Origin of the sequence: Devosia riboflavina, assembly GCF_000743575.1 — a bacterium.
Classification (GTDB): domain Bacteria; phylum Pseudomonadota; class Alphaproteobacteria; order Rhizobiales; family Devosiaceae; genus Devosia; species Devosia riboflavina.
In genome coordinates this window covers 118,622-141,740 of sequence record NZ_JQGC01000009.1, presented here as the reverse complement: position 1 = coordinate 141,740, position 23,119 = coordinate 118,622, and the positions used below count along the sequence as shown (strand labels likewise).

Below are 23,119 nucleotides of genomic sequence, written 5' to 3'. Positions count from 1 at the left end.
AATGGAGATTAAGCGTTGCGTACCCGTGTAGCGCCGGCTTTACACCGATTTACGGTCCATAAATTTCGTTGAATGACAGCATGTTGGTTGCCGTTTGCCGGGCGCATGGCCCGCGGCAATCAGTCGGTCGGAAAATGTGGGGGGATTGGAGCGGGTGAAGGGAATCGAACCCTCGTCATCAGCTTGGGAAGCTGCTTCTCTACCATTGAGATACACCCGCGACGCGCCACTAGATGCTGGAAATCTCGCCCAGCGTCAAGCCGCCCTCACGGGTACGGCTTGAAGTGCTTTGAAAGTTTCAGCGTCTGGGCCTGATAGTTCGAACCAAGCGCCGAGCCATAGAGGCGATCAGGCTTTTCAGCCAACCTTTCATAGATCAGCTTGCCGATGCTCTGCCCGTGCCCGAGGAGGAACGGCACCTCGCGGCTGCGCACTTCGAGAACCGCGCGGCTGCCCGTGCCGCCGGCCGATGAGTGGCCAAAGCCGGGATCGAAAAAGCCCGCATAGTGCACGCGGAATTCGCCGACCAGCGGGTCGAACGGCACCATTTCGGCCGCATGGCTGGGCGGCACATGCACAGCCTCATGGCTGACGAGGATGTAGAATTCATCCGGGTCCAGCGTCAGCTCCAACTGCCCGCGATTGTAGAGCGGCTCCCAGAAGTCGAGCACATCAAGCGCATTCTTCTTATCTACATCGACCACACCAGTATGGCGCTTCGACCGGAATCCGATGAGCCCGTTACGGCCTTCGCCCTGCAGATCGATGGAGAGCGCCACGCCTTCGCCCACCGGCTGGTCGCCGCCGATGACAAGCGTATCGCTGGCATGCAGCGCTTGATGCTCGGCCGAAGTAATCCGCGTATCCCCGCAGCGGAACCGCATCTGGCTCAGCCGCGATCCCGTCCGCACCAGCACCGGAAAAGTACGCGGGCTGACTTCGAGATAAAGCGGGCCCTTATAGCCCGCCGGCATCTGGTCAAAGCCGCGCGCGCGATCGCCGATGACGCGGGTGAAAACATCGAGCCGCCCGGTCGAACTCTTGGGATTGGCCGAAGCGCTCACCTCTGCCGGCAAGTCGAGATTTTCCTGCAAAGGCACGAGATAAACGCAGCCGCGCTCCAGCACCGCTCCGCGCGTCAGGTCGATTTCGTGCAGTTTCAGCGCTTCGATCCGATCCACCATGGAATGAGCCGGTCCCGGCAAAAAGCTCGAGCGCACGCGATAGGCGACATCGCCGAGCCGCAGGTCGAGGCTCGCCGGCTGCACCTGATCGGCATCGAATGGCCGCGCCGTCGCGATCGCGCCTTGCGCATGCAGTTTTTCGATCAAGCGTGCGGGAAAGACGCCTTGCGGCCAGGCCTCTGCCATGGTGCGGTGCTCCGGCAAATCAGGGGTCGCTCTCCCTAGCAAAGCCTGAACATTGACGCCACCGGCCAATTGCGGTTTAGTCATTTCCAGTGGTGATTTGGCCGGTCGCTTGCAGCCACTTAAAACAAATTGCTAAAGGCCGCTAGGGAAACCGGCCGCCCGCGCGTGCCGGTTTTTTTGTTCGAAGGCGAAGCTATGTCTAAAGATAAAAATCCCCTCCTTGATCCCAAGCGGCGCTCGGCGGCGACGCAGATGGTCCATGGCGGGGGCAAGCGTTCGCCCTTCAACGAGACCAGCGAAGCCATCTATCTCAATTCGGGCTATTCCTACCCGAGCTCGCAGCATGCCGAGGATCTGTTCCTCAACAAGATCCCCGGCGGCCACAATTACTCGCGCTTCGCCAATCCCACCGTCGACATGTTCCAGGACCGCATGGCGCTGATCGAGGGCGCGGAAGCTGCCCGCGGTTTTGCCTCGGGCATGGCCGCCGTCACCAATGCGGTGATGAGCCAGGTCCGCGCAGGCGACCATATTGTCGCCGCCCAGGCACTGTTCGGCGGTTGCCGCTACGTGGTCGAAGACTACGCCCCGCGCTTCGGTGTTGAATCGACGCTGGTCGATGGCCGCGACCCCGAGAATTTCGCTCGCGCCATGCGCCCGAACACCAAGGTCGTCTTCATCGAGACCCCGACCAATCCGACGCTCGAACTGGTCGATATCAAGGCCGTGGCCGACATCGCCCATGCCCACGGCGCCAAGCTGATTGTCGACAACGTCTTTTCGACTGCGCTCTACCAGAAGCCGCTCGAACTGGGTGCCGATCTCGTCACCTATTCGGCGACCAAGCATATCGATGGGCAGGGCAGGGTGCTCGGCGGCATCGTGCTGGGCTCGAAGGCCATCATCGAGGCCGACGTCCACACCTTCCTCCGCCAGACCGGCGCCACGCTCAGCGCCTTCAATGCCTGGGTACTACTCAAGGGTCTTGAGACCTACGCCCTGCGCATCCGCCAGATGACCGATAGCGCCGAAAAGATCGCCGAGGCCCTGGCTTCGCACCCCAAGGTCAATCGCGTCATCTACCCGCACCACAAGAGCCATCCGCAATACGATCTCGCCAAGCGCCAGATGACCCGCGGCTCGACCCTTCTCGCTCTGGACTTGAAGGGCGGCCAGGACGCGGCCTTCACACTCTCGGATTCCCTCGCGGTGGTGCTGATTTCCAATAATCTGGGTGACGCCAAATCGCTGATCACCCACCCGCGCACCACCACCCACGCGCGTCTCACCGAAGAAGTCCGCTTGGAAACCGGCGTCACCCCGGGCCTGTTGCGCCTCTCCGTCGGCCTTGAAGATGCCGATGATCTGATCGCGGACCTGATGTACGCGCTCGATCAGGTGTGACAAGAAGTGCCACGCCCTCGTGGTTCGACAAGCTCACCATGAGGTCTACTTTGGACTATCCCAGTAGACCTCATCCTGAGCCTGTCGAAGGACGAGGGCGTGTCTCGATGCGGAGGATGGCGATGCTTAAAGTACTAGCGACCCTGGTGGCCGCGTTCCTCGCCACCCCTGCGCTCGCCCAGCCGCTACCCTACCATTCCGATCCCGACGCCCGCGAAATTCTGCCCCTGCAAGGGTCCGTCCCGGCCATCCGCTTCCTCACCACGGCCGATTTTCCGCCCTTCAATTTCCGCGACACCAATGGCGAGCTGATCGGCTTCAACGTCGACCTCGCCAAGCGCATCTGCGCCGAGGTCAACATCGCCTGCACCCTGCAGGCATGGCCGTGGGACCAAGCCGCCAATGCCCTCGCCGATTCCCAGGGCGATGCCCTTATCGCCGGCCTCGCCGTCACGCCCGAAAACGGCGAAAAATTCGATTTTTCCTCGACCTATCTCGCGCTTCCCGGCCGCTTCGTCACCCGCGCCGATGACGTCGCCACCTTCTCGGTGACAAACCTCTCGAGCAAGACCGTCGCCGTCCGCGCCGGATCGGCCCATGCCGATTTTATGGCCCGCTACCTGCCCAATGTGACGGTAGAAACCTTCGAATCCGAAATCCTCGCCTTGACGGCGCTGCGCGACGGCAAGGTGAACGCCTATTTCGGCGATGCCATGCGCTCCGCCTTCTGGCTCAACGACAATCCGGCTTGCTGCTCCTTTGCCGGCGAGCCCTATTTCCGTCCCGAACTCTTCGGCGAAGGCCTCACCATCGCCGTTCCCGCGGGCAATGACGCCGCCCGCCACGCCATCGATTGGGCCCTGGTGCGCCTCAAGGAAAACGGCGCGCTCGACGAACTCTACCTGCGCTGGTTCCCCGTCGGGTTCTATTAGCTCGGCATCCGCCGGTGCCGCGCCCGCGCCGCCACTTCAATGGCAGCCGTCGTCAACCGATCGATCGTCAGCTTGTCCCGCAGCATTTCAAGATAGCGCAGTTCCTCCTGCTCGAGATGCAGGTCCACGGACGTGATCTCTACGGCCAGCGCATAAGCCGTGTCTTCGAGCTTCTTCGGCAGCGCCGCCAGCGCGTTGTCCACCACGCGATCAAGCCCATCCGGCCCGTTGAGCAGGTCTGCACATTCATTGGCGACCTCCGTCAGCCGCGACTTGTCAAAGCCCTCGAACACCGGCAGCCGGTCGATCAGCGCCTGGATGCGGATGAGCTCACGCTCTGTCATCGTGCTGTCCGAAGAGGCAGCCACCAGCATCAGGTGAATGAGAGCGTCGTGGGCAGAGATGGTCATGGCGCCTTCCAGCAATGGTAAGTGGTGCAAAAACTAGGATGCGTCGCCCGGTTTCGCAACCACCTGCGACATTGACGTAAGCCAAAGGGAATGCGACACCGCCTTTCCTCAAGCGTTTTCCCGTCCCAGAAAGGCTACCCGCCCCGTGTCGCCCGCTGTTTTGCCCGCCCTCGATCCGTCGTTCTTTGAGCCTGCGCAGTCCGCTCGCGCTTGGCCATTCGAAGAAGCACGCAAGATCGTCAAACGGCTGGAAAAGTCGGGCAAGGGCGAGGCCCTGTTTGAGACCGGCTATGGCCCCTCGGGCCTGCCCCATATCGGCACCTTCGGCGAAGTGGCGCGCACCACCATGGTTCGCACCGCCTTCCGCCTGCTCACGCGCGATGAAATCCCGACGCGGCTCCTGTGCTTCTCGGACGATCTCGATGGCATGCGCAAGATTCCGGATACCGTCCCCTCCAAGGAGGCGATGGAGCCGCATCTCCAAAAGCCGCTGACTGCAGTGCCCGATCCCTGGACCAACGAATACGAGAGTTTTGGCCACCACAACAACGCCATGCTCCGCCGCTTCCTCGATACCTTCGGGTTCGATTACGAATTCGCCAGCGCCAGCGACTACTACCGGTCAGGAAAATTCGACCACGTCCTGCGCCTCGCCGCCGAGCGCTACCAGGCCATCATGGATGTGATGCTGCCGACCCTCGGGGCCGAGCGTCAGGCGACCTATTCGCCCTTCCTGCCGATCTCCCCGATTTCCGGCCGCGTGCTCTATGTGCCGATGAAGGAAGTCAACGCCAAGGACGGCACCATAACCTTCACGGACGAAGACGGCCGCGATACCACCGTCCCGGTCACCGGCGGCCACGTCAAGCTGCAGTGGAAGCCCGATTTCGGCATGCGCTGGGCCGCGCTCGGCGTCGACTTTGAAATGTTCGGCAAGGACCACCAGACCAATCAGCACATCTACGACAAGATCTGCGCGATCCTCGGCGGCACGCCGCCCGAGCACTACGTGTATGAACTTTTCCTCGATGCCGAAGGCCAGAAGATTTCCAAGTCCAAGGGCAATGGCCTGACCATCGACGAATGGTTGACCTATGCCTCGACGGAAAGCCTGGGGCTCTACATGTTCCAGAAGCCGCGCGTCGCCAAGCGCCTGCATTTCGATGTCATCCCCCGCGCCGTGGACGAATACTTTGCTCATGTCGCCGCCTACGAAAAGCAGGACGCCGCCGCTCGCCTCGAAAACCCGGCCTTCCACGTCCACTACGGCAATGTGCCGGAGGTGGACATGCCGGTCACCTTCGCGCTGCTGCTTAACCTCGCCACTGCATCCAACCCGGAAACCCCGGAAGTCATGTGGGGCTATATCTCGGCCTATGCGCCGGGTGTCTCCGCCAAGACGCATCCGCATCTCGATGCGCTTGTCGGCTACGCCATGCGCTACTTCCGCGATTTCGTGAAGAAGACCTATCGCGCGCCCGACGATGTCGAACGCGCCGCGCTCGAGGCCGTTTCTGCCGCGTTTGCCGCTCTCCCGGCCGACGCCGACAACGAAACGATCCAGACTGCCGCCCTCGACGTGGCCCGCACCATCGAGCGCTATCAGGACCACACCAAGAAGAGCCCGACTGGCGGCCCCGGCGTGTCCGGCGATTTCTTCCAGATGCTCTATCAGGTCCTTATTGGCCAGGAACGCGGCCCCCGCTTCGGCTCCTTCGCTGCCCTCTACGGCATCGAAAACACCCGCAAGCTCATCGACAGGGCGCTTGCAGGCAAGCTCGGCTAAGCACTGCTTGAATCAAAAAAGTGCGGCGCGTGGACTACGGATCACGCGCCGCACTCTTTTTACCGGTCGTTGCCGCCCGGTTTTCTAACTCGCGCCTTCGTCCGGCTCGAACACCAAAATATCCCCCGGCTGACACTGCAAATACCGGCAGATCGCTTCGAGCGTATCGAACCGGATTCCCTTGACCTTCCCCTGCTTGAGCAGGCTCAGGTTCGCCTCGGTAATGCCGATATATTCGGCGAGGTCCTTCGACTTCACATTCTGCTGCGCCAGCACGACGGCGAGGTTCACCTTGATCGCCATGGGTCAGATGAACTGGCTGTTTTCTTCGGCGATCGCCGCGGCCTTTTCCATGGCCCAGGCCAGCGCGGCGATGGTGCCGGCAAACATGGCGAGCAGCAGCATGTCGCTGTCGATGAGCACGATCAGTTGCCGGTGTCCTTCGGCCGCAGTCCAGGTGAGCACCAGGCCCATCAGCGTGTGGCTGACGAGCAGCGCCAGCGCCGCCAGCATGCCACCCATGGCAAAGTCCCTCAGCCCCGCGATCCCCTCGGAGGCAAAGGGCCGACCGGCCGCAAAACTCCTGAGGCATATCCGCAGTCGTGCAAACCCCCAGGCCATCGGCAGCGTCGTCAACAAGGCGACCACTGCTGCAGCAATCCTCTGCCCCATGGTGATATCGGGCAAAAGCTCCGGCCCAAGCCCCACAATGTTCCGCGCCTCGGCCGGGTCGATGAAGAGCCAATAGAGCGCCGCCCCCATGGGCAGGAGCGTCGCCAGCGTCACCGCGGCAATGGAAAGGCCGTTGAACAACAGCGCCATGCGCGGCGCAACGTGGATGACCCTGTCGCTGCCAAATCCGGTTTCCATTGCCTCACTCATGGTCTCGTCTCCCGTTTCGATGTGCGATTGGTCTCACAAAAATTATCGTTTGACAATAACAATAGCTCGTATGAGGAATAGAAATTATCGCAAAACAATAAGGAAATTCGATGCGTAGTCTGTCTCTCCTCGCTCTTCTCGCCCTATCCATAGCTCCCGCCATGGCCGCCCCGACCACCGGCACCGGCCGGATTTCCGTCACCCAAGTCATGGAAATGGTGCAACGCGCCCGCAGTGACGCCACAGCCCGCAATACGGTGATCGCCTATCTCGCCGGCGTCGGCGAAACCGCGGGTCTCATGGTTTCGGAAGCCGTGGCCCGCGGCGCCGCGCCGCTCAAATGCACCAGCAGCTTCAATCTTTCGGAAGACGTCGCCCTCGCGGCGCTCTCTGCCGGTGCGCCTGACACGGCAAGCTGGGCCGAAACTCCGGCAACCCCGATCATCCTGGCCGACCTCTTCGCCAGGGCAGGGTGCAGCTAGGCGCTAGCCCAGCACTTTCCTGAAAAACGCCACGCGCTGCGTTTCCGCAAAACCCAGCGCGCGGTGCATATCGTGGCTGACAAAATTCTCCAGCGCCGCGTCCGAGGCAAATTCGGTGCAGCCCTGTTCCCGCGCCCAGGCCTCCACGGCGCCAACCATGGCACGCGCCACACCCCGCCCACGCGCCTCCGGCTTCACGAAAATGCCTTCGAGAAACGCCACCGGCGAGGTCTTGCAGCCATTCACATAGTCATGCCGCAGCGCCGCCTCGACAAAGCCCAGTGCCGCGCCATCCGCGTCCCGCGCGATCAGGTTGATCGTTTCCCCGGCATCATCAAGCAATTCGGCAATATCGGCCGCATGCGCACCATCGCCGCCGCTCGGCCACAGCGCCGTCCGCATGGCGACCCAGTCTGCCGCATCCGCCGCTGTCGCCAGGGCAATTTTCACTGGCTGGCCCAGATGATCCGCGCAATCCATTCGATATCCCTGGTATTCAGCACCCGCGGCTCATAGGCCGGGTTGAGCGAATGCAATTCGATCTGCTTGGCGCTCTGCCGAAAGAGAATCTTGGCCATCACCTCACCCTCGCGCGTTTTCACCACCACCCGGTCGCCACGCCGCACCTGTTCTGTTGGCGAAACCACCACCCGGTCCCCCTCGCGATAAAGCGGCTCCATGCTGTCGCCCTGGATTTCAAGCGCATAAATGCCGGGATCGACCGGGGAGGGCAGGGTGACCTCATCCCAGCCCTCCCCGGCCGGAAATCCCGCACTGTCGAAAAAGCCGCCCGCGCCCGCCTGCGCCAGACCCAGAAGCGGCACCGTCTGCCCGAAGGCGGTATTGCTGGTCTGCATGAAAGCCCCGGCTCCCGCGAGAAAACTGTCGAACCCTTCGCCCGTCGCTTCCAGAATTTTGGAAATGCTCTCCGTGGAAGGCCAGCGCTCGCGCCCGTCCTTGCTTACGCGCTTGGACACATTGAACGCGGTCGCATCGAGCCCGGCCAGCCGCGCCAGGGCCGAAACCGAATGGCCATGGCGCTGCGCCAGCGCGTCGATGCCATCCCAGATGGCCCGGTGAGAAAGCATGGTGGAAGCCGTTAAAAGGACATTGATCAGGATTGAGGAAATTAATCCTAGATTAATATCAGCCGTTCCCCCTGTAAAGCCCGCGCAATCACGCTTGCCCAGACTTGATCACTTAACTAGGTTTGCGCCCATGTCGACACCCGAGCTGATCTACAAAATCACCACTGCCGTGGCCTTCGCCCCTGCGCGCGTTTCCGGCCAGTTCGAAGGCATGCCCATCGATGCCAAAGACGGCTACATGCATTTTTCGACGGCGGCGCAATTGTCCGAAACCCTGCGCCTGCATTTCGCGGGGCAGGCAGGCCTGTTGCTGCTCGCCGTCCCCACGGCCGATCTCGGCAGCAATCTTGTCTGGGAGCCCTCCCGCGGAGGCGAACTCTTTCCGCACCTTTATGGTGGCCCCTTGAAACTCACGAGCGTGGTTTGGGAAGAACCGATCAGCGTTGCCGCCGACGGCTCCTGCACCTTGCCCGCAGGTGTCAAATGATCTTCTCCGCCTTTGCTCCGCTCCTGCGCAATGCCGGCCTCGCCAATCTGACGCGCGACACGCTCTTGCGCATGGACCCCGAAACCGCCCACGGCGCCACCATCACCGCCCTGCGCCTCGGCCTCGCCCCGAGCCAGGAGCACAAGGACCCGCCCGAACTCGCCACCACCCTTTGCGGCCTCGAACTGAAAAACCCCGTCGGCATGGCCGCGGGCTTCGACAAGAACGCCGAAGTACCGCGGCCACTGGCGCTGATGGGTTTCGGCATGGTCGAAATCGGCACGGTCACCCCTCGCCCGCAGACCGGCAATCCAAAACCGCGCCTCTTCCGCGTCGCCGCTGCCGATGGCGTCATCAATCGCATGGGTTTTAATAATGAAGGCCACGACGCTGCCTTTGCGCGCCTCAAAGGCCTGCGCGTCCCCGCCGCCCTCGGAGTCAATATCGGTGCCAACAAGGACAGCGAGGACTTTGTCGCCGACTATGTCCTCGGCGTAACGCGCTTCGCTGACCTCGCCGACTATCTCACCGTCAACATTTCCTCGCCCAACACTCCAGGCCTCCGCAATCTCCAGGCCGACGAAGCCCTCACCCGCCTCCTCGACGCCGTGCTCTCCGCCCGCGCCAAGGCGAAAACCCGCGTGCCCGTCCTCCTCAAGATCGCGCCCGATCTCGACGAAGCCGCGATGGATGCCATCGCCCGCGTCATCCTCGCGACCGATCTCGATGGCCTCATCGTCTCCAACACCACCATCTCGCGTGACGCAGTCGCGGGCATAGAAAATGCCACCGAAACCGGCGGCCTCTCGGGCAAACCGCTCTTCCCGCTCTCGACCCGGCGCCTCGCCCAGATGCGCCAGCGCGTCGGCACATTGCCGCTGGTTGGCGTCGGCGGCATCCACTCCCCGCAAACGGCGCTGGCAAAAATCGAAGCCGGCGCCAATGCCATCCAGCTCTATTCCGCCATGGTCTTTGGCGGCCTCGACCTGCTCGACCGGATCAAGCGCGGCCTCGTTGCCGGCGTACGCTCGGCCGGCAAGAAGAACATTTCCGAATTGGTAGGTGCCAAAACCGACGCCTGGGCAAGGGGGGATGGCGACGTTTCATAGGGGTAACCACGCCGCAGTAGTCCTCACGGTGAGGTGCGTAGCGTAAGCGAAGCCTCGAACCACGAGGACGTGGCTACAATGCTGCCCCTGAGCAGACTTTTGCCGCCTCGACTTCGACATCGCGTGGATCAAGCGTCGCCGTCAGGTTCTGATGAAATATGTCAGCCGAGACGATCCCAACGCATTCCTGAAATGGACTGGGCCGCAACAGCACCGCGCCGGCAACCATCGCCGAGCCAATCAGAATTGCTGCGGCAATGACCCAGCTATTCACTGCGCCACATCCAGCGTGATCACCACATCCGCGCGATCCTGCGACAGCATCACGCGATCATAATTCGGCAAATCATTCCGCTCGATATGCGCCCGGTTGCGCTCCTCGGTGAACAAGCCCTCTTCGCCATGCCGCTTCATCAACCGGGCCCGCACCATCTCGCGCGGTACAACGATGAAAGCCGAAAAATCCAGCAGCGGCTTCACCTCATCCCATGGCGCATCGCCCAGCAGCAGATAATTCCCCTCCACCACCAGCACCTTTACGGCCGACGCGATCGTAAAAGCGTCGTCGACCGTATCCTCGATTTTCCGAGAGTAACCCGGTCCGCTCACGGCCTCCGTCGCCGCCTTCAATCGCCCGAGAAACACAACGAATTCCGCCCCTTCGAACGTATGCGGCGCGCCCTTGAAATCGGTCTGCCCCATCGCCTCTAGTTTTGCGTGCTTCATATGGAAGCCATCCATCGGCACCAGCGCCGCCGAGCCCGGCTCCGCCACATTCAGCGCCGCGACAAGCTCCGCCGCCAGCGTCGATTTGCCGGTCCCCGGCCCACCCGCGAGCCCGATAGCCACGCGTCGGCCGCCAGCCTTCTCGGCCAGCTCCTGCGCCTTCCATGTCAGTTCCGTCAGTGCATCGATCGGCGTCAGCGTCAGTCGCCCCGCCAGCATCAGCGCCTCTGCATCAGGCGGAGGATCAGCCACACCGGCACCACGATCGCCGCACCGGTGACGATATAGGTCCCAACCTGCCGGAACACCGCGCCGCCATCCTTGATCGCATCGCGAACCATCTGCACGGCGCCATAAGCGAGGTCGGCCGCACTGAAGCCGAGCGCCGTCATGACGAAGCCCACAAATAGCGAAATCAGCAGCAGTTTTATCGCCAAAGACCCCGGCCGATCGCCCAATAGGCGTTCAAGACCGGAACGAGATGCGGGTCGGCTGTCTTCTGTCATCAGGCGGCTCCGTTTGGCAGTGTCGAACCCATCATATAGGCTTGTCGCTGATTTGCAGTAGGTGCCTGTTGTCAACTTTCGTGGACCCCACCCTCCCACCTGTCATCGCCAACTGGTTCGCCACGCGCGGCTGGTCGCCCCGCCAGCACCAGCTCGACGTGCTGCGCAGTTATCAGTCCGGCGCGAGCCAACTCCTCATCGCCCCCACCGGCGCCGGCAAGACCATGGCCGGCTTCCTCCCCAGCCTTTCTGAACTGGTCGACGGCAAATTCCAGGGCCTCCACACCCTCTATATTTCACCGCTAAAGGCCCTCGCGGTCGACGTGCACCGCAACCTTTCCAACCCCATCGACGACATGGGCCTGCCCATCACGGTCGAAGCCCGCACCGGCGACACCTCGGCATCAAAACGCACCCGCCAGCGCGTAAAACCGCCCCACATCCTCCTCACCACCCCCGAACAACTGGCGCTGCTCATCTCTCATCCCCATGCCGAACTCATGTTCGGCACCCTCCGCCGCGTCGTCCTCGACGAACTCCACGCCCTTGTCACCAGTAAGCGCGGCGATCTCCTCTCCCTCGGCCTCGCGCGTTTGGCAAAACTCGCGCCCGACATGCGCATCACCGCGCTCTCGGCCACCGTCGCCCGCCCCGATCTCCTGCGTGATTGGATCGCCCAACCCCATCCCGATCGCCCCACCGATCTCCTCCGCATGATCGGCGGCGCTCCGCCCGAACTCGCCATTCTCGAAACCGAAGAACGCCTTCCCTGGGCCGGCCATTCCGCCAAATACGCCCATCGCGAACTTTACGAGACGATCAAGCAGCACAAGACCACGCTCCTCTTCGTCAACACCCGCTCCCAGGCCGAAATGCTGTTCCAGGGCCTCTGGGACATCAACGAAGACATGCTCCCCATCGCCCTCCACCACGGCTCTCTTTCGGTCGAACAACGCCGCAAGGTCGAAGCCGCCATGTCAGATGGCCGGCTGAAAGCCGTCGTCTGTACCTCGACCCTCGATCTCGGCATCGACTGGGGCGATGTCGATCTCGTCGTGCAGGTCGGCGCGCCCAAAGGCTCGTCGCGCATGCTGCAGCGCATCGGCCGCGCCAATCACCGGCTCGACGAACCCTCAAAAGCCCTCCTCGTCCCCTCCAATCGCTTCGAAGTTTTGGAATGCGAAGCCGCCGTCGAAGCGGTCTCCGAAAACCATCAGGATAGCGAAGACCCCCATCCCGGCGGCTACGACGTCCTCGCCCAACACGTCCTCGGCATGGCCTCGGCCGAACCCTTCTTCGCCGACGACCTCTATGCCGAAGTCACCCGCGCCTGGCCTTATCGCGACCTCACGCGCCCCAAATTCGATCGCGTTCTCGATTTCGTCGCCACCGGCGGCTATGCCCTCCGCGCCTATGAGCGCTATGCGCGTCTGAAACAAAACCTCGATGGCACCTGGCGCCTCTCGCACCCTTCAGTCGCCCAGCAATACCGCCTCAATATTGGCACCATCATCGAAGAGCCCATGGTCCGCGTCCGCCTCATCCGCTCAAAAGAGCAGAAGCGCGGCCGCACCACCGGCCCCATCGGCGCCGGCGGCCGCGTCCTCGGCGAAATGGAAGAATACTTCTTCGGCACGCTCACGGTCGGCGATACCTTCATCTTCGGCGGCGAAATCGTCGCCTTCGAAGGCATGAAGGATAACGAAGCTTTCGTCTCCCGCGCCGTCGCCCAAAACCCGAAAATCCCGTCCTACATGGGCGGCAAATTCCCGCTCTCGACCTATCTCGCCGAACGCGTCCGCCGCCTCATGGATACGCCCGACGAGTGGGGCAAACTTCCCAATCAGGTCGCAGATTGGCTCCGCCTGCAGCGCGATTTCTCCGTCCTCCCCCGCCGCGATAGCCTCCTCGTTGAAACCTTCCCTCGCGGCACCAACAATTTCCTCGTCTGCTACCCTTTCGAAGGGCGCCTCGCGCACCAGACTCTCGGCATGCTCCTCACCCGTCGGCTCGAGCGCATGCGCGCCCGCCCCCTCGGCTTCGTCGCCTCCGAATATGCCTTGGCCATCTGGGGCCTCGGCGATCTCTCGGCGCTGATCCGCACCAACCGTCTCTCGCTCGACGAACTCTTCGACGAAGACATGCTCGGCGATGATCTCGAATCCTGGCTCGACGAATCCGCCCTGATGAAGCGCACCTTCCGCAATTGCGCGATCATTTCCGGCCTCATCGAGCGCCGCCACCCCGGCAAGGAAAAGTCCGGCCGCCAGATCACCATGAGTTCGGACATCATCTATGACGTGCTCTATCAGCACGAGCCCGACCACATCCTCATCGAAGCCACGAGACGCGACGCCGCCCGCGGCCTCCTCGATATCGAGCGCCTCGGCAATATGCTCGCCCGCATAAAATCCCACATCGTCCACAAGCCCCTGCACCAGATTTCGCCCCTCGCCGTGCCGGTCATGCTCGATATCGGCAAGGAACCGATTTTCGGCGAAGCCCGCGAATCGGCTATGGCTGATGCGGCAGATGAACTCCTTCGCGAAGCCATCGGCGAACTCTGAGCCTTCACCTCTCCCTCGGGGGAGAGGTCGGATTGCGGAGCAATCCGGGTGAGGGGACCTTTCGATTGGACACAACAGCCGCCATATGAACAACGCTGCCTTTGCCCAACCGACCGAGTCTCCCTTGCTGCGCTTCGCCGGCCATAATTTCGAGCCCCTGCCGTCCGGCGCGCTCTATTGGCACGCCCGGCAAACCCTGCTCGTGGCCGATCTTCATTTCGAGAAAATGGCGAGTTTTGCTCGTCGCGGCCAAATGCTGCCGCCCTACGACACCGGCATGACCCTGTCGCGCCTAGAAGCCGATCTCCGCCGCACCGGCGCCAGGAAACTGATCTCGCTGGGCGACACCTTTCACCGCGCCGATTCCAGCACGTTGCTCGCCAATGCCGAGCGCCTCCGCCTCGACGCCATCGTCGAAAGCGTCGACTGCACCTGGCTCTCGGGCAATCACGACCCCGCGCCCCACGCCATCGGCGGCTTCTGCTGCGCCGAACTGGAACTCGACGGCCTCACCCTCTCGCATGAACCCAAAAAAGGAAAACCCGGCCTCGTCGCCGGCCATCTCCATCCGGCCGCCCGCATCGCCATGGAGGGGCGCACCGCCCGCAGCGCCTGCTTCGTCCACGACAATCGCGTCCTGATCCTGCCCGCCTATGGCAGCTCCACCGGCGCGCTCAATATCCTGTCACCTGCCTTCTTCGGCCTGCTCAATTGGCCAACCGTCGAAGTGACCATGCTGGGTCGGGATCGGACTTATCCTGTGTCCACAAAGCGCCTTGTGCGCGGCTAGGCTCTAACGCCTGAACAGAACGCCGCCCAGCCAGCCGGTAAACAGCGCCAGGATCACGCAGGCAATGCCATAGAGCAGCGGATATTGCGTCGCCGATTGCGCCAGAAACCGCTCGAAGGCGATCTTGCGCACCGCAAAGCCCTCGGATTTGCGCGCAATGATCTCGCCATTCTGGAACACATAGGTCTGGGCGATATAGGGTCCCGGCGGCGCGCTGCTCGGCAGCGTCAATTGCGCCGAATAGAACGTGTCCGAGTGAAACCGTACGCCGTTTTCCTGGACCCCGAACAGCCCCTGTTCCGACATCAGCCGGATCAGTTCGCGCCCGAACACCAGCGTCTTCATGAAGCCGGCAATATTGGGCACCATGGCATGGGCTTCGGGCAGAATGAAATTCTGGTTGAGCAGATTGATATCGGCAATCTCCAGCAGCCGCCGGCTCGACAGCACATGAAAATAGCTCGGAAAGCGCTTGAACTCGACCTGTTCGGTATTGAGCCAGATGCCGAAATTATGCGTCTTTTCGCGCGCCACCCGGTCCTGCGTCGGCCCGAGCACCACGATCACCACATCGAATGGCCCTTCGACATAGCGCTGTCCCGATCCCGCCTCTGGCGCGATGGTGCCGAAAAAGGTCAGCCTTTCGCCGTCAAAGCTCGAGGTGATCTGGATCGTATCGTTGGAAACGCCGGAAACCAGCCGCGCCGCCGCACCCGCCGGCACTGCCGAGAAAAGCACGATAAGCAAAAGCGCGAGAAGGCGGCTCATCGCACCACACTCGTCACGGCCATGGAGAAGACATCGTCCGGCGCCAGCACCAGCGACAGGCCGAAACGAATGGCGACAGCCAGCACCAGCAGCGCCAAAAGCCCACGCAATTGCTCGCCGCGCAGATGCTGCCCGGCCGCGGCACCAAATTGCGCCCCGGCCGTGCCGCCCACCATCAGGCAGAAAGCCAGCAAGATATCGACGCTCTGGCTCTGCACGGCATGCATGATCGTCGTCGCCGCCATCATGGCCACAACCTGCGCCAGCGATGTGCCGATGACGACATTGCCCGGCACACGCAGCAGATAAACCAGCGCCGGCACCATGACAAAGCCGCCGCCAATGCCGAGCAGCGAACCGACAAAGCCGATGAAGAGGCCAATGGCGAGCACTGGAAGCACGCTGATATAGAGCCGGCTTTTCTTGAAGCGCACGCGCCAGGGCAGGCCATGGATCCAGCTATGCTGATTGGGCAGGCGCTCGCGCACCACCACGCCCTGCCGGCTTTTCAGCAGCGCCCGCACCGCTTCCTGCAGCATCAGGATGCCGACGAAACCGAGCAGAACCACAAAGCCCACGGCAATCACGAGGTCGAGCTGGCCCGCCGCGCGTAGCACGGAGAAGGTCGCGACCCCGCCAAAGGCACCCAAAATGCCCGAAAGAATGAGATACATGGCGAGATGCAGGTCGATGCCGCCACGCCTATAATGACTGAGCGCGCCCGAGGTCGATGCTGCCACGACCTGTCCCGTCACCGAGGCGACAGCCACCGGCGCCGGCACGCCCGAAAAGATCAGAAGCGGGGTAAGCAGGAACCCGCCACCCACGCCGAACAGACCCGACAAAAAGCCGACCGCCCCTCCGATCCCCACGAGAAAGAAGAGGTTCACGGAAAGCTCGGCGATCGGCAGATAGATCTGCAAGACCCTGGGTCCCGTTTTACGGTTGGCTGTTTGCGCCAGAGGCTAACGACTAGACCGTCAACAAGTGGTCAAGGTTCCAGAAAAACAGGACAAAATTGTATCGAATGATTGGAATTTTCGTGGGGGAGGGCAGCGCGCCGACATGCTTCAGCGCCGGCCCCTCACAACGAGGGCTCTGTGGCTCCCGCCACCCCACCCTCATTCCCTCCCCATCAAGGGGAGGGAGGCGCTGGCGGAGATTTCACAGTTCCTTCGTCTCCCTCCCCCTTGTGGGGAGGGATCAAGGGTGGGGGTGCGATGCCCCAAAGAGGCTCCGACCTCAGTTCGCCGCCGGCGAAGCCATCAGTTCCCAGACATTGCCCTCGGTATCCTCGAAATAGGCCGAATAGCCCCATTCCGTTTCGGTCCCCGCGGCAATGATCGAGCCGCCGCCGATCAGCACGCGCTCGAGAATCGCGTCGACCTCATCGGCATTTTCCGCCTGATGGCTCAGCACAAACCCCGGCGTCCCCTCCAGCGCCTCAGGCTTTCCCGCCGTCTGCGCAATCTGCTCACGCGGAAAAAGCACGAAGGAAAAATCCTCGTCGAAAAAGAACGCGACGTGATCCTCGCCCGCACCGATCTTGTCATCCTCGATATCGAACAGCGCGCGATAGAACACAAAGGCGCGTTCGAGTTCGTCGACGCCGATGGTGATGATGTTGATCTTGGGCTTCATCGCCTCGTCCTTCTCTATGTCGAGGACGTGTCTAAGCTTTTTCCGCCCCGGTCGCAAACAGCGCCTCGAACTGGCCTTCTTCGATCCGCGCCGCAGCAATCACTGCCTGAGTGCGGCTATCGACATCGAGCTTCTGCAGAATGGCAGAAACATGCGCCTTCACCGTCGCTTCCGAAATCGAAAGCTCATAGGCGATCTGCTTGTTCATCAGCCCATCGCTGAGCATCATCAACACGCGCACCTGCTGCGGCGTCAGCGTCGCCAGCCGCTTCATCAAAGCCGATTGCTCGTCGTCCCCAGTGATCGTTGTCCCCTTGGGCACGAACACTTCGCCGGCCAGTACCGTCTCGATGGCGCGCCGGATTTCCGTCGGCCCCTCGGATTTATGGAGATACCCCGAAGCCCCGAGCTCAAAGGCGCGCCGCACCACGGTCGCGTCTTCCACGGCCGAAATGATCATCACCGGAATTTCCGGATATTGCGCCCGCACCAAGAGGAGGCCCGAAAATCCGCGCACGCCCGGCATGTTGAGATCGAGCAGCACCAGATCGCAATCGCGATCCGCATCGAGTGATTTGCTGAGATTGGCGAGGTCGCCCGCTTCTTCCACGCTGACAGTAGCGTCGCCTCCGGCCAGGGTCTGGCGCAGCGCCGCCCGGAACAGGGGATGGTCATCCACGATGATGATGCGGCGACGAGTCATGGGCCTAAACTACTCCAAATCAGGGGGCGGAACCAGAAAACCATCCTTTTCCGCCCGAGGCATTTGCATATTGCAGCAATCCTTAACGGCTTCTTTACCATGTTTTCCCAAAAGTGACCGTTAGACCTTCGTGCTGCTTCGGCTTGGCACGCGTTCGCTTTGACAGGGACTGACCATGGCCCGCGCTTATCCGCAATCGGACTACGCCGATACCGCTTTCGACCCCGGCGCCGGGGATTGGCAGGCCCTGCGCGGCGAATTGGTCGCTTTGCTCGATCAGGTGGAAAGTCGCTTCGGCGCCGTATCGGATGGGGCAGGGGTCTCCAACCGCGTCCGGCACCTGCGCGATCAGGTCAGCGCACCCGATCCGGCAAGCCGCCGCCGCTCGGAGGCCCTGCGCAGCGTCAAGCGCGCCGTCGATCGCTTCACCCCGCATGAGGACGAGGCCGACGACCTCAATGCCGCCATTGCCGAAATCCGCAGCCGCCAGGGCGCGCAGACCATTTCGGCCATCGACCGCCGCCCCTCTGACATGCCCGAATTCCGCGAGCTCTCGAGCCTCGTTTCCGGCATGGGCGATCGCCTCGGGCGCCTGGAAGGCCAGCTCCGCACAGCTCGCCATAGCTCGTCCGACGTCCTCGAAGTCGCCTCCCAGGTCGAACAACTGACCCAGGTCGTCGAGCTCCTCGCCGGCGCCGTCGGCGAGACCGGCCAGGTCAAGCGCCTGGAAACCCAGATCGGCGCCCTGGCCTCCATGATGGAACGCGCGCCCAAGGTCGATCTTTCCGCCGTCAATTCGCGTCTCGACGACGTCTCGGCCACCGTCGCCAAGCTCGCCGAACTCCAGGCCCAGCAGATGGAGCGCGAGATCATCCGCGAGGAGCGCGCCGAATTTGCCCCCAAGGGCAATTTCGAGCCGGCCATGGCCTCCATCGAAGCCAATGTGCGCAGCGTCTACGATCGCATCGATGCCATCGAGCGCAATATGAGCATTTCCGGTGGCGATTTCGAACGCCTGACGAGCGAAATGGCCGAGGTCACCCAGGCCCTGCGCGACAGCGCTGCCAATCCCGAACTCCTCGCCTCCCGCGTCGAGACCCTGGCCCAGCGCCTCCAATCCGTCGATGGCAGCAGCGACGACGTCCTGGCGCTCAAGGATGATATCGCTGCCCTGCAGCAATCCGTGCTCAAGAGCATGGAGCCCCGTTTCACGCGCCTCGAAAGCCAGCTTGAAGCCCTTTCGAGCAAGGTCGCCCCGGTCGATACCTCCGCCGTCGAAGGCCAGCTCAAGCGCCTGATGACGCGCATGGATGAAGCCGGCGCCCAGCTCGATGGCCTCGCCCGGCTCTATCACGATGCCGGCGACAAGCCCGATTTCGAGTCCCTCGCGACCCTCGTTGCCGAACGCACCAGCGACGCCATGAGCCGCAAGGCTCCGGCCCCTGTCGCCATGTTCGGCCCGGAAAGCCTGAAGACCATCGAGGACCGGATTTCGAGCCTCGTGCGCTCGGTCAGCAAGGGTGCGGGCGCCGACGCCGAAACCATCGCCAGCCTCGTCGCCGAAAAGACCTCCGCCGCCTTCGCCAGATCCGGTGCCCCGGTTCCCGTCCTCAATCCCGAAGGTTTTGATGCGCTCGAAAAGCGCATGACCGCCGTCTTCAACACCGCCGGCAAGGACACCGCCGAGCGCCTGGCCCGCCTCGAAGCCGCACTCGCCTCGCGCACCTCCACCTCGGCTCCGGCCGCCGCCCCGACCCGTGCCGAGCCGCCCGCACCGGCGCCGCGGCCCGCAAAGCCGCAGAGCCGCGCGTCCGAATTCGACGCTGCCGTCGAAGAACCGAGCACCGCGCGCCTCGATTCCATCCTGTCGAGCCTCAACGGCAAGAAGCGCGCCGATACCATGCCGTCCAATCCGGCCGACGAAGCGCCGCTGGTCGATCGCGGCTTCGCCGACGTGCCCCAGCCGCGCTCCTCAGCGCAGCCGCCGGCTGTCGCGTCGGCGCAGCCGCAGGCTGCCGCCCCGCGGCCCGCCGCGCCCGCCCCAGCACGTACCGACGCGCAGCCCGCCTTCGATCCTGAAAAGGTCGAGCGCCCGCCGCGCCCGCAGTCGAGCTTCGCCCAGTTCGATCGCGATGGTTTCACGGCCCCCCCGCGCGCCGAAACATCGGCCCCGGCCGTCGAAGCCCCGGTCTCCAATACCAGCACCTTCGTCGCCGCCGCCCGCCGCGCCCAGCGCGCCCGGCAGGAGCAGGTCACCGAACCCACGAGCGGCAATTCGCTGATCGGCCGCGCCCTGGCGCGCGTCCGTCCCCAGCCCAAGGCTGCCCCGGAAGAAGCCGCGCCCGCCCCAGCGCCCGAGCCCAAGACCGAAAAGCGCCGGCCGCGCAAGCCGGTGCCCGAGGCGCCCGTCGCCGTCGCCCCGAGCGACGAAGCCGAAGAAGCGCGTCCCAACTTCCTCATGCGCAACCGCCGCACGCTGCTGCTCGCCGCCGCAGTCGTCGCCGTCTCCATGCTGACGCTCAATCTCGTCATGCAGCGCATGCGTTCGGCGCCGGCGCCCCAGCCCGCCGCCGCTACGTCGACGGAAACCACCCCGACGACGAGCCCGGTCGATCCAACCCCTGCCGCCGAAGTCTCCGAACTCGTCGCGCCCCGCGTCATCGACATGGTCGACGCAACGGCCGTCGGCTCGATCAATCCTGGCGAGCGGATGAGCTTTACCCGTGCCACCGAAACGCCGATGCCGCCGACCCTCCTGGCCCAGGACACGAGCGGCGGTGCCAACGCACCCGTCGAAACCATCACCGACGACGCGACCCCGCCGACGGGCTCCATCGCCGCCTCCGTCGCCCCCGAACAGTTCGAACTGCCGCCCGAAGCCCTCGGCCCCGAGCCGCTGCGCCAGGCCGCCGCCGATGGCGACGCCAAGGCCCAGTTCGAAATCGCCGCCATCTACACCGAAGGCCGAGCCATCGAAGCCAGCCCCGAAGAAGCCGCCAAGTGGTATGAGCGCTCGGCCGCCCAGGGCTTTGTTCCCGCGCAATACCGCCTCGGCAATCTCTACGAAGCCGGCACGGGCGTCGAAAAAGACCTCGAAATGGCCCGCCTCTGGTATCAGCGCGCCGCTGAAGCCGGCAATCGCATGGCCATGCACAATCTTGCCGCGCTCTATGCCAGCGGCCAGTTGGGCGAGCAGCAGTTCGAGGAAGCGGCCCAGTGGTTCACCCAGGCCGCCACCCTCGGTATGGTCGATAGCCAGTTCAACCTGGGCATGCTCTATGCCCGCGGCCTCGGTGTCGAACAGGATTTTGAGCAGTCCTACAAGTGGTTCTCGCTCGCCGCCAAGGCAGGCGATGCCGATGCCGGCAAGGCCCGCGACGATATCGCCAAGTCCCTCACGGCCGATGCCGTCAGCCGCATTGGTGGCGAAGTCGAGACCTGGGCCAGCGAGCCCATCGCCCTCGACGTCAATTTCGCCCCCATCGGCACCTGGGCGGCCGATTTCGATCCCGGCGAGGCGATCTCCAACAAGGAAGTCGTTTCCCGCGTGCAGCAGGCACTCAATCGTCTCGGCTTCAATGTCGGCACCCCCGACGGCGTCGCCGGCCCCAAGACAGCCGAAGCCATCCGCACTTTCGAGCGTGGCACCGGCATGACCGAAAGCGGCAAGATCAACCCGCGCCTCCTCGCCGTGCTCGGCAGCCAGCCGGTCTAGTCAAACGCCAGGCATACCCAACCACCGAACGTCATCCTCGGGCTCGACCCGAGGACACTTCACTACCGGTCGGCCCTGATACCTGCCCCCAGCACAGTGTCATCCCCGCGAAAGCGGGGACCTCCGTTTCCAAGCAGGGGTTCCCGCTTCGCGGGAATGACATCGTGGATGGACGTCGAGATCCCGACGCCGGGCGCAAAAAACCTAAAACCCGCCGCCGGTCTTGAAGCCCGAGTGTTTTCGCGTGCCTGTATCGCCAGTCCGCGGCCGCGAAAAACCGCCGCCGCTATTGCCGCCACCACCCCAGCCCCCGCCAAAGCCGCCACTCGACGGCTTCGTTTTGCGCCGGCTTGCTGAACCGCCAAAGCTGTTGTCCGGCCAGTTGAAACCGCCGCCACCCTGATCACCCCAGGGCGAAGACTGGCTGCGGCGCGTCGAGGAATTATTGCCCGCACCCCATTCATTGCCCGGCGCCCAGTTCTGGCTTTTCCGCCACTGGTCCCAATAGCTTGCCGCCGAAATGCCGCCGCGCAGGAAGTCGTTGAGCAGGTCACCGACCAGCTTTTCCTCGCGGAAACTCGAGCGCGGATCGTCAAAGCGCTGCTTCTTGAATTCCCACTGGATGTCTTCGAGTTCACGACGCCGCGCGGCGAGGGTCTTGCTGCGCTCGCGCAGGTCCCGGCTTTCCTCTTCTTCCTCGCGCATGCGGGTGCGCGATTCATCGATCTGGGCGACAATGGTGTCGTCCTTGCCGGTGCGGGTGCGCCGCGCTTCGGCAAGGAGGGTCTGGATGTCTTCCTGGCCGAGCGCGGCCGCAAGAGCCTCCGCCGCCGAAGCGAGCGCGGGGTCACTGCCATTGGTCAGGGATTGCAGCGCTTCGCCCGCCTCGTTGCGCTTGTCCTCGGCCTCGACGATGGCGGCATCGATCGCCTGCACATCGGCTTCGGCCTTGGTCTTGGCCTCGCGCAAGGGCCGCCCGCCGGCCGCGTCCGCCGCCGCATTGGCAAGCGCCGTCAGCTCCGCTTCCGCCGCCTGCGCATTGGCCTCCTGCCGCTCGGCATGCTCGCGCAGGCGCAGGGGAATATCGTTGAGCATGGCATAGTTGGGTCGCGCCTTCTGGAAGCCTACGAGACCAGCCACCAGCCCATCGAGATAGCGAATGAGATTGTTGGCCTTATAGGCCGAGGTGCCATAGCCGCTGTCCCACAGATACATGAAGAGCGGGTCGTCGCGATAAGGCTTGCCCTTCTCTTCCCGATCCTGTTCTGCGAGCCGGGTCTTTTCCATCGACTGGTCGGCCACTTCACCAAGCGCTTGTGCTGCGCTCTGCTTCTCGGCATAGGCCGGATCGGTTTTGAGCTGGGCCGAAACCTGCTGGAACAGCGCATCGAGCGATTTCTGCGTTTCCGCCAGATCGGCCACAGCATTGCGGCGCCGTTCAACCAGCGAAACCCGCGCCGCTTCCAGTTCCTCGATGGTTTTTTGCGCCTTGTCGACGGCCTTGCCATGCGACTTCAGCGATTCACGCGCCTTGCTCTCGGCACTCGAAATGCGTCCGTCGAGTTCGGATTGAATGGCCGGATCGAGACGCAGCTGTGCAAGCTGGCGAAACAGCTCTGCTTCGCTTTCCTTGATCTTGGCGACGATTTCGGTCGATCGCGCCAGCCGGCGGGAAATCTCGTCTTCCTCGCGCCGGATGTCGCGCATCGCTTCTTCCAGGCTCGCCAGAGCCTGCGGACCACCTATGCTCATG

Annotated in this window: 23 protein-coding genes, 1 tRNA gene and 1 riboswitch; of the genes, 9 read left to right on the top strand and 15 right to left on the bottom strand. The window is 63.3% G+C overall.

The window, feature by feature from the left end; all coding sequences use genetic code 11:
- Nucleotides 1–146: 146 nt before the first annotated feature.
- A tRNA-Gly gene (locus JP75_RS11515) sits at nt 147–220 on the bottom strand.
- Nucleotides 221–266: 46 nt separating this feature from the next.
- Nucleotides 267–1,370, bottom strand: a complete 1,104-nt coding sequence (locus tag JP75_RS11510) for a 2'-deoxycytidine 5'-triphosphate deaminase (protein ID WP_035082910.1) — start codon at nt 1,368–1,370, stop codon at nt 267–269.
- A 79-nt stretch (nt 1,371–1,449) separates the two neighbouring features.
- Nucleotides 1,450–1,525: riboswitch (SAM riboswitch) on the top strand.
- Between the two features lie 40 nt (nt 1,526–1,565).
- On the opposite strand from JP75_RS11510, the gene metZ reads away from it, so the two are divergent.
- Together metZ and JP75_RS11500 are read left to right on the top strand one after the other, a co-directional pair.
- Nucleotides 1,566–2,774 (top strand): O-succinylhomoserine sulfhydrylase, encoded by a 1,209-nt coding sequence (gene metZ / locus JP75_RS11505; protein WP_035083078.1) that lies wholly within the window; start codon nt 1,566–1,568, stop codon nt 2,772–2,774.
- 122 nt (nt 2,775–2,896) lie between these two features.
- The gene (locus JP75_RS11500) at nt 2,897–3,706 is read left to right on the top strand and encodes a transporter substrate-binding domain-containing protein (RefSeq protein ID WP_051960615.1); all 810 of its coding nucleotides are present in this window, start codon (nt 2,897–2,899) and stop codon (nt 3,704–3,706) included.
- Here JP75_RS11500 and JP75_RS11495 read toward each other — a convergent pair.
- Nucleotides 3,703–4,116: a tellurite resistance TerB family protein gene (locus tag JP75_RS11495; protein WP_035082905.1), complete on the bottom strand. Its 414-nt coding sequence runs from the start codon at nt 4,114–4,116 to the stop codon at nt 3,703–3,705. The two genes, JP75_RS11500 and JP75_RS11495, sit on opposite strands and share 4 nt — an antisense overlap.
- A 145-nt stretch (nt 4,117–4,261) precedes the next feature.
- On the opposite strand from JP75_RS11495, the gene JP75_RS11490 reads away from it, so the two are divergent.
- A complete protein-coding gene (locus JP75_RS11490; protein WP_035082903.1) occupies nt 4,262–5,902 on the top strand; it encodes a lysine--tRNA ligase in 1,641 nt (546 codons plus the stop codon).
- A gap of 84 nt (nt 5,903–5,986) precedes the next feature.
- Here the strand turns inward: JP75_RS11490 and JP75_RS11485 are convergent, their stop codons facing one another.
- Nucleotides 5,987–6,205 (bottom strand): helix-turn-helix domain-containing protein, encoded by a 219-nt coding sequence (locus tag JP75_RS11485; RefSeq protein WP_035082901.1) that lies wholly within the window; start codon nt 6,203–6,205, stop codon nt 5,987–5,989.
- Between the two features lie 3 nt (nt 6,206–6,208).
- Nucleotides 6,209–6,784, bottom strand: a complete 576-nt coding sequence (locus tag JP75_RS25285; protein WP_152565815.1) for a hypothetical protein — start codon at nt 6,782–6,784, stop codon at nt 6,209–6,211.
- Between the two features lie 110 nt (nt 6,785–6,894).
- Here JP75_RS25285 and JP75_RS11475 point away from each other — a divergent pair, with 110 nt between their 5' ends.
- Nucleotides 6,895–7,266 carry a hypothetical protein gene (locus JP75_RS11475; protein ID WP_035082900.1) on the top strand — a complete coding sequence of 124 codons (372 nt, stop codon included), beginning with the start codon at nt 6,895–6,897 and terminating at the stop codon, nt 7,264–7,266.
- Nucleotides 7,267–7,269: 3 nt separating this feature from the next.
- On the opposite strand, the gene aac(6') is transcribed toward JP75_RS11475, so the two are convergent.
- Complete coding sequence (aac(6'), locus tag JP75_RS11470) at nt 7,270–7,746, bottom strand: aminoglycoside 6'-N-acetyltransferase (RefSeq protein ID WP_035082896.1); 477 nt, start codon at nt 7,744–7,746, stop codon at nt 7,270–7,272.
- Nucleotides 7,713–8,354, bottom strand: coding sequence for a S24 family peptidase (locus JP75_RS11465; RefSeq protein ID WP_035082893.1), 642 nt, complete (start codon nt 8,352–8,354; stop codon nt 7,713–7,715). Before JP75_RS11465 ends, aac(6') begins: the two co-directional genes overlap by 34 nt.
- Before the next feature lie 130 nt (nt 8,355–8,484).
- On the opposite strand from JP75_RS11465, the gene JP75_RS11460 reads away from it, so the two are divergent.
- Together JP75_RS11460 and JP75_RS11455 are read left to right on the top strand one after the other, a co-directional pair.
- Nucleotides 8,485–8,841, top strand: coding sequence for a DUF952 domain-containing protein (locus tag JP75_RS11460; protein WP_035082890.1), 357 nt, complete (start codon nt 8,485–8,487; stop codon nt 8,839–8,841).
- Entirely contained in the window at nt 8,838–9,950 is a 1,113-nt protein-coding gene (locus JP75_RS11455) for a quinone-dependent dihydroorotate dehydrogenase (protein WP_084587627.1), read from the top strand. Before JP75_RS11460 ends, JP75_RS11455 begins: the two co-directional genes overlap by 4 nt.
- A gap of 73 nt (nt 9,951–10,023) precedes the next feature.
- Here JP75_RS11455 and JP75_RS25880 read toward each other — a convergent pair whose 3' ends face one another.
- The 3 genes from JP75_RS25880 to JP75_RS26255 are packed head-to-tail and all read right to left on the bottom strand — an operon-like array spanning nt 10,024 to nt 11,182.
- On the bottom strand, nt 10,024–10,224 hold the full coding sequence (locus tag JP75_RS25880; protein WP_084587626.1) for a hypothetical protein: 201 nt from the start codon (nt 10,222–10,224) through the stop codon (nt 10,024–10,026).
- Entirely contained in the window at nt 10,221–10,928 is a 708-nt protein-coding gene (locus tag JP75_RS11450) for a nucleoside/nucleotide kinase family protein (protein WP_152565814.1), read from the bottom strand. The genes JP75_RS25880 and JP75_RS11450 overlap by 4 nt, the downstream gene beginning before the upstream one ends.
- On the bottom strand, nt 10,895–11,182 hold the full coding sequence (locus JP75_RS26255; RefSeq protein ID WP_152565813.1) for a DUF6460 domain-containing protein: 288 nt from the start codon (nt 11,180–11,182) through the stop codon (nt 10,895–10,897). The genes JP75_RS11450 and JP75_RS26255 overlap by 34 nt, the downstream gene beginning before the upstream one ends.
- On the opposite strand from JP75_RS26255, the gene JP75_RS11440 reads away from it, so the two are divergent.
- Nucleotides 11,158–13,749 (top strand): ligase-associated DNA damage response DEXH box helicase, encoded by a 2,592-nt coding sequence (locus JP75_RS11440; protein WP_084587624.1) that lies wholly within the window; start codon nt 11,158–11,160, stop codon nt 13,747–13,749. The genes JP75_RS26255 and JP75_RS11440 overlap by 25 nt on opposite strands.
- Before the next feature lie 85 nt (nt 13,750–13,834).
- A complete protein-coding gene (pdeM, locus tag JP75_RS11435) occupies nt 13,835–14,539 on the top strand; it encodes a ligase-associated DNA damage response endonuclease PdeM (protein ID WP_035082879.1) in 705 nt (234 codons plus the stop codon).
- Between the two features lie 3 nt (nt 14,540–14,542).
- Here pdeM and JP75_RS11430 read toward each other — a convergent pair whose 3' ends face one another.
- From JP75_RS11430 to JP75_RS11415, 4 genes are all read right to left on the bottom strand, one after another.
- On the bottom strand, nt 14,543–15,307 hold the full coding sequence (locus JP75_RS11430) for a TIGR02186 family protein (protein WP_035082876.1): 765 nt from the start codon (nt 15,305–15,307) through the stop codon (nt 14,543–14,545).
- The gene (locus tag JP75_RS11425; protein WP_035082873.1) at nt 15,304–16,230 is read right to left on the bottom strand and encodes a sulfite exporter TauE/SafE family protein; all 927 of its coding nucleotides are present in this window, start codon (nt 16,228–16,230) and stop codon (nt 15,304–15,306) included. Before JP75_RS11425 ends, JP75_RS11430 begins: the two co-directional genes overlap by 4 nt.
- 319 nt (nt 16,231–16,549) lie before the next feature.
- The gene (locus JP75_RS11420) at nt 16,550–16,948 is read right to left on the bottom strand and encodes a VOC family protein (RefSeq protein ID WP_035082870.1); all 399 of its coding nucleotides are present in this window, start codon (nt 16,946–16,948) and stop codon (nt 16,550–16,552) included.
- Between the two features lie 31 nt (nt 16,949–16,979).
- Nucleotides 16,980–17,651, bottom strand: a complete 672-nt coding sequence (locus JP75_RS11415) for a response regulator (protein WP_035082867.1) — start codon at nt 17,649–17,651, stop codon at nt 16,980–16,982.
- A gap of 175 nt (nt 17,652–17,826) precedes the next feature.
- Here JP75_RS11415 and JP75_RS11410 point away from each other — a divergent pair, with 175 nt between their 5' ends.
- Entirely contained in the window at nt 17,827–21,366 is a 3,540-nt protein-coding gene (locus tag JP75_RS11410; RefSeq protein ID WP_035082864.1) for a peptidoglycan-binding protein, read from the top strand.
- A 204-nt stretch (nt 21,367–21,570) separates the two neighbouring features.
- Here JP75_RS11410 and JP75_RS11405 read toward each other — a convergent pair whose 3' ends face one another.
- On the bottom strand, nt 21,571–23,118 hold the full coding sequence (locus JP75_RS11405) for a hypothetical protein (protein ID WP_152565812.1): 1,548 nt from the start codon (nt 23,116–23,118) through the stop codon (nt 21,571–21,573).
- Nucleotide 23,119 lies beyond the last annotated feature (1 nt).

What these genes read in the sequence shown, in the direction of transcription:
- metZ (WP_035083078.1), top strand. Translation starts at nt 1,566, where the DNA reads ATGTCTAAAGATAAAAATCCCCTCCTTGATCCCAAGCGGCGCTCGGCG.
- JP75_RS11455 (WP_084587627.1), top strand. Translation starts at nt 8,838, where the DNA reads ATGATCTTCTCCGCCTTTGCTCCGCTCCTGCGCAATGCCGGCCTCGCC.
- JP75_RS26255 (WP_152565813.1), bottom strand. Translation starts at nt 11,182, where the DNA reads ATGACAGAAGACAGCCGACCCGCATCTCGTTCCGGTCTTGAACGCCTA.
- JP75_RS11430 (WP_035082876.1), bottom strand. Translation starts at nt 15,307, where the DNA reads ATGAGCCGCCTTCTCGCGCTTTTGCTTATCGTGCTTTTCTCGGCAGTG.
- JP75_RS11460 (WP_035082890.1), top strand. Translation starts at nt 8,485, where the DNA reads ATGTCGACACCCGAGCTGATCTACAAAATCACCACTGCCGTGGCCTTC.
- JP75_RS11475 (WP_035082900.1), top strand. Translation starts at nt 6,895, where the DNA reads ATGCGTAGTCTGTCTCTCCTCGCTCTTCTCGCCCTATCCATAGCTCCC.
- pdeM (WP_035082879.1), top strand. Translation starts at nt 13,835, where the DNA reads ATGAACAACGCTGCCTTTGCCCAACCGACCGAGTCTCCCTTGCTGCGC.
- JP75_RS11500 (WP_051960615.1), top strand. Translation starts at nt 2,897, where the DNA reads ATGCTTAAAGTACTAGCGACCCTGGTGGCCGCGTTCCTCGCCACCCCT.
- JP75_RS11415 (WP_035082867.1), bottom strand. Translation starts at nt 17,651, where the DNA reads ATGACTCGTCGCCGCATCATCATCGTGGATGACCATCCCCTGTTCCGG.
- JP75_RS11420 (WP_035082870.1), bottom strand. Translation starts at nt 16,948, where the DNA reads ATGAAGCCCAAGATCAACATCATCACCATCGGCGTCGACGAACTCGAA.
- JP75_RS11510 (WP_035082910.1), bottom strand. Translation starts at nt 1,370, where the DNA reads ATGGCAGAGGCCTGGCCGCAAGGCGTCTTTCCCGCACGCTTGATCGAA.
- JP75_RS11485 (WP_035082901.1), bottom strand. Translation starts at nt 6,205, where the DNA reads ATGGCGATCAAGGTGAACCTCGCCGTCGTGCTGGCGCAGCAGAATGTG.
- JP75_RS25285 (WP_152565815.1), bottom strand. Translation starts at nt 6,784, where the DNA reads ATGAGTGAGGCAATGGAAACCGGATTTGGCAGCGACAGGGTCATCCAC.
- JP75_RS11495 (WP_035082905.1), bottom strand. Translation starts at nt 4,116, where the DNA reads ATGACCATCTCTGCCCACGACGCTCTCATTCACCTGATGCTGGTGGCT.
- JP75_RS11440 (WP_084587624.1), top strand. Translation starts at nt 11,158, where the DNA reads ATGCGGGTCGGCTGTCTTCTGTCATCAGGCGGCTCCGTTTGGCAGTGT.
- JP75_RS11405 (WP_152565812.1), bottom strand. Translation starts at nt 23,118, where the DNA reads ATGAGCATAGGTGGTCCGCAGGCTCTGGCGAGCCTGGAAGAAGCGATG.
- JP75_RS11410 (WP_035082864.1), top strand. Translation starts at nt 17,827, where the DNA reads ATGGCCCGCGCTTATCCGCAATCGGACTACGCCGATACCGCTTTCGAC.
- JP75_RS11465 (WP_035082893.1), bottom strand. Translation starts at nt 8,354, where the DNA reads ATGCTTTCTCACCGGGCCATCTGGGATGGCATCGACGCGCTGGCGCAG.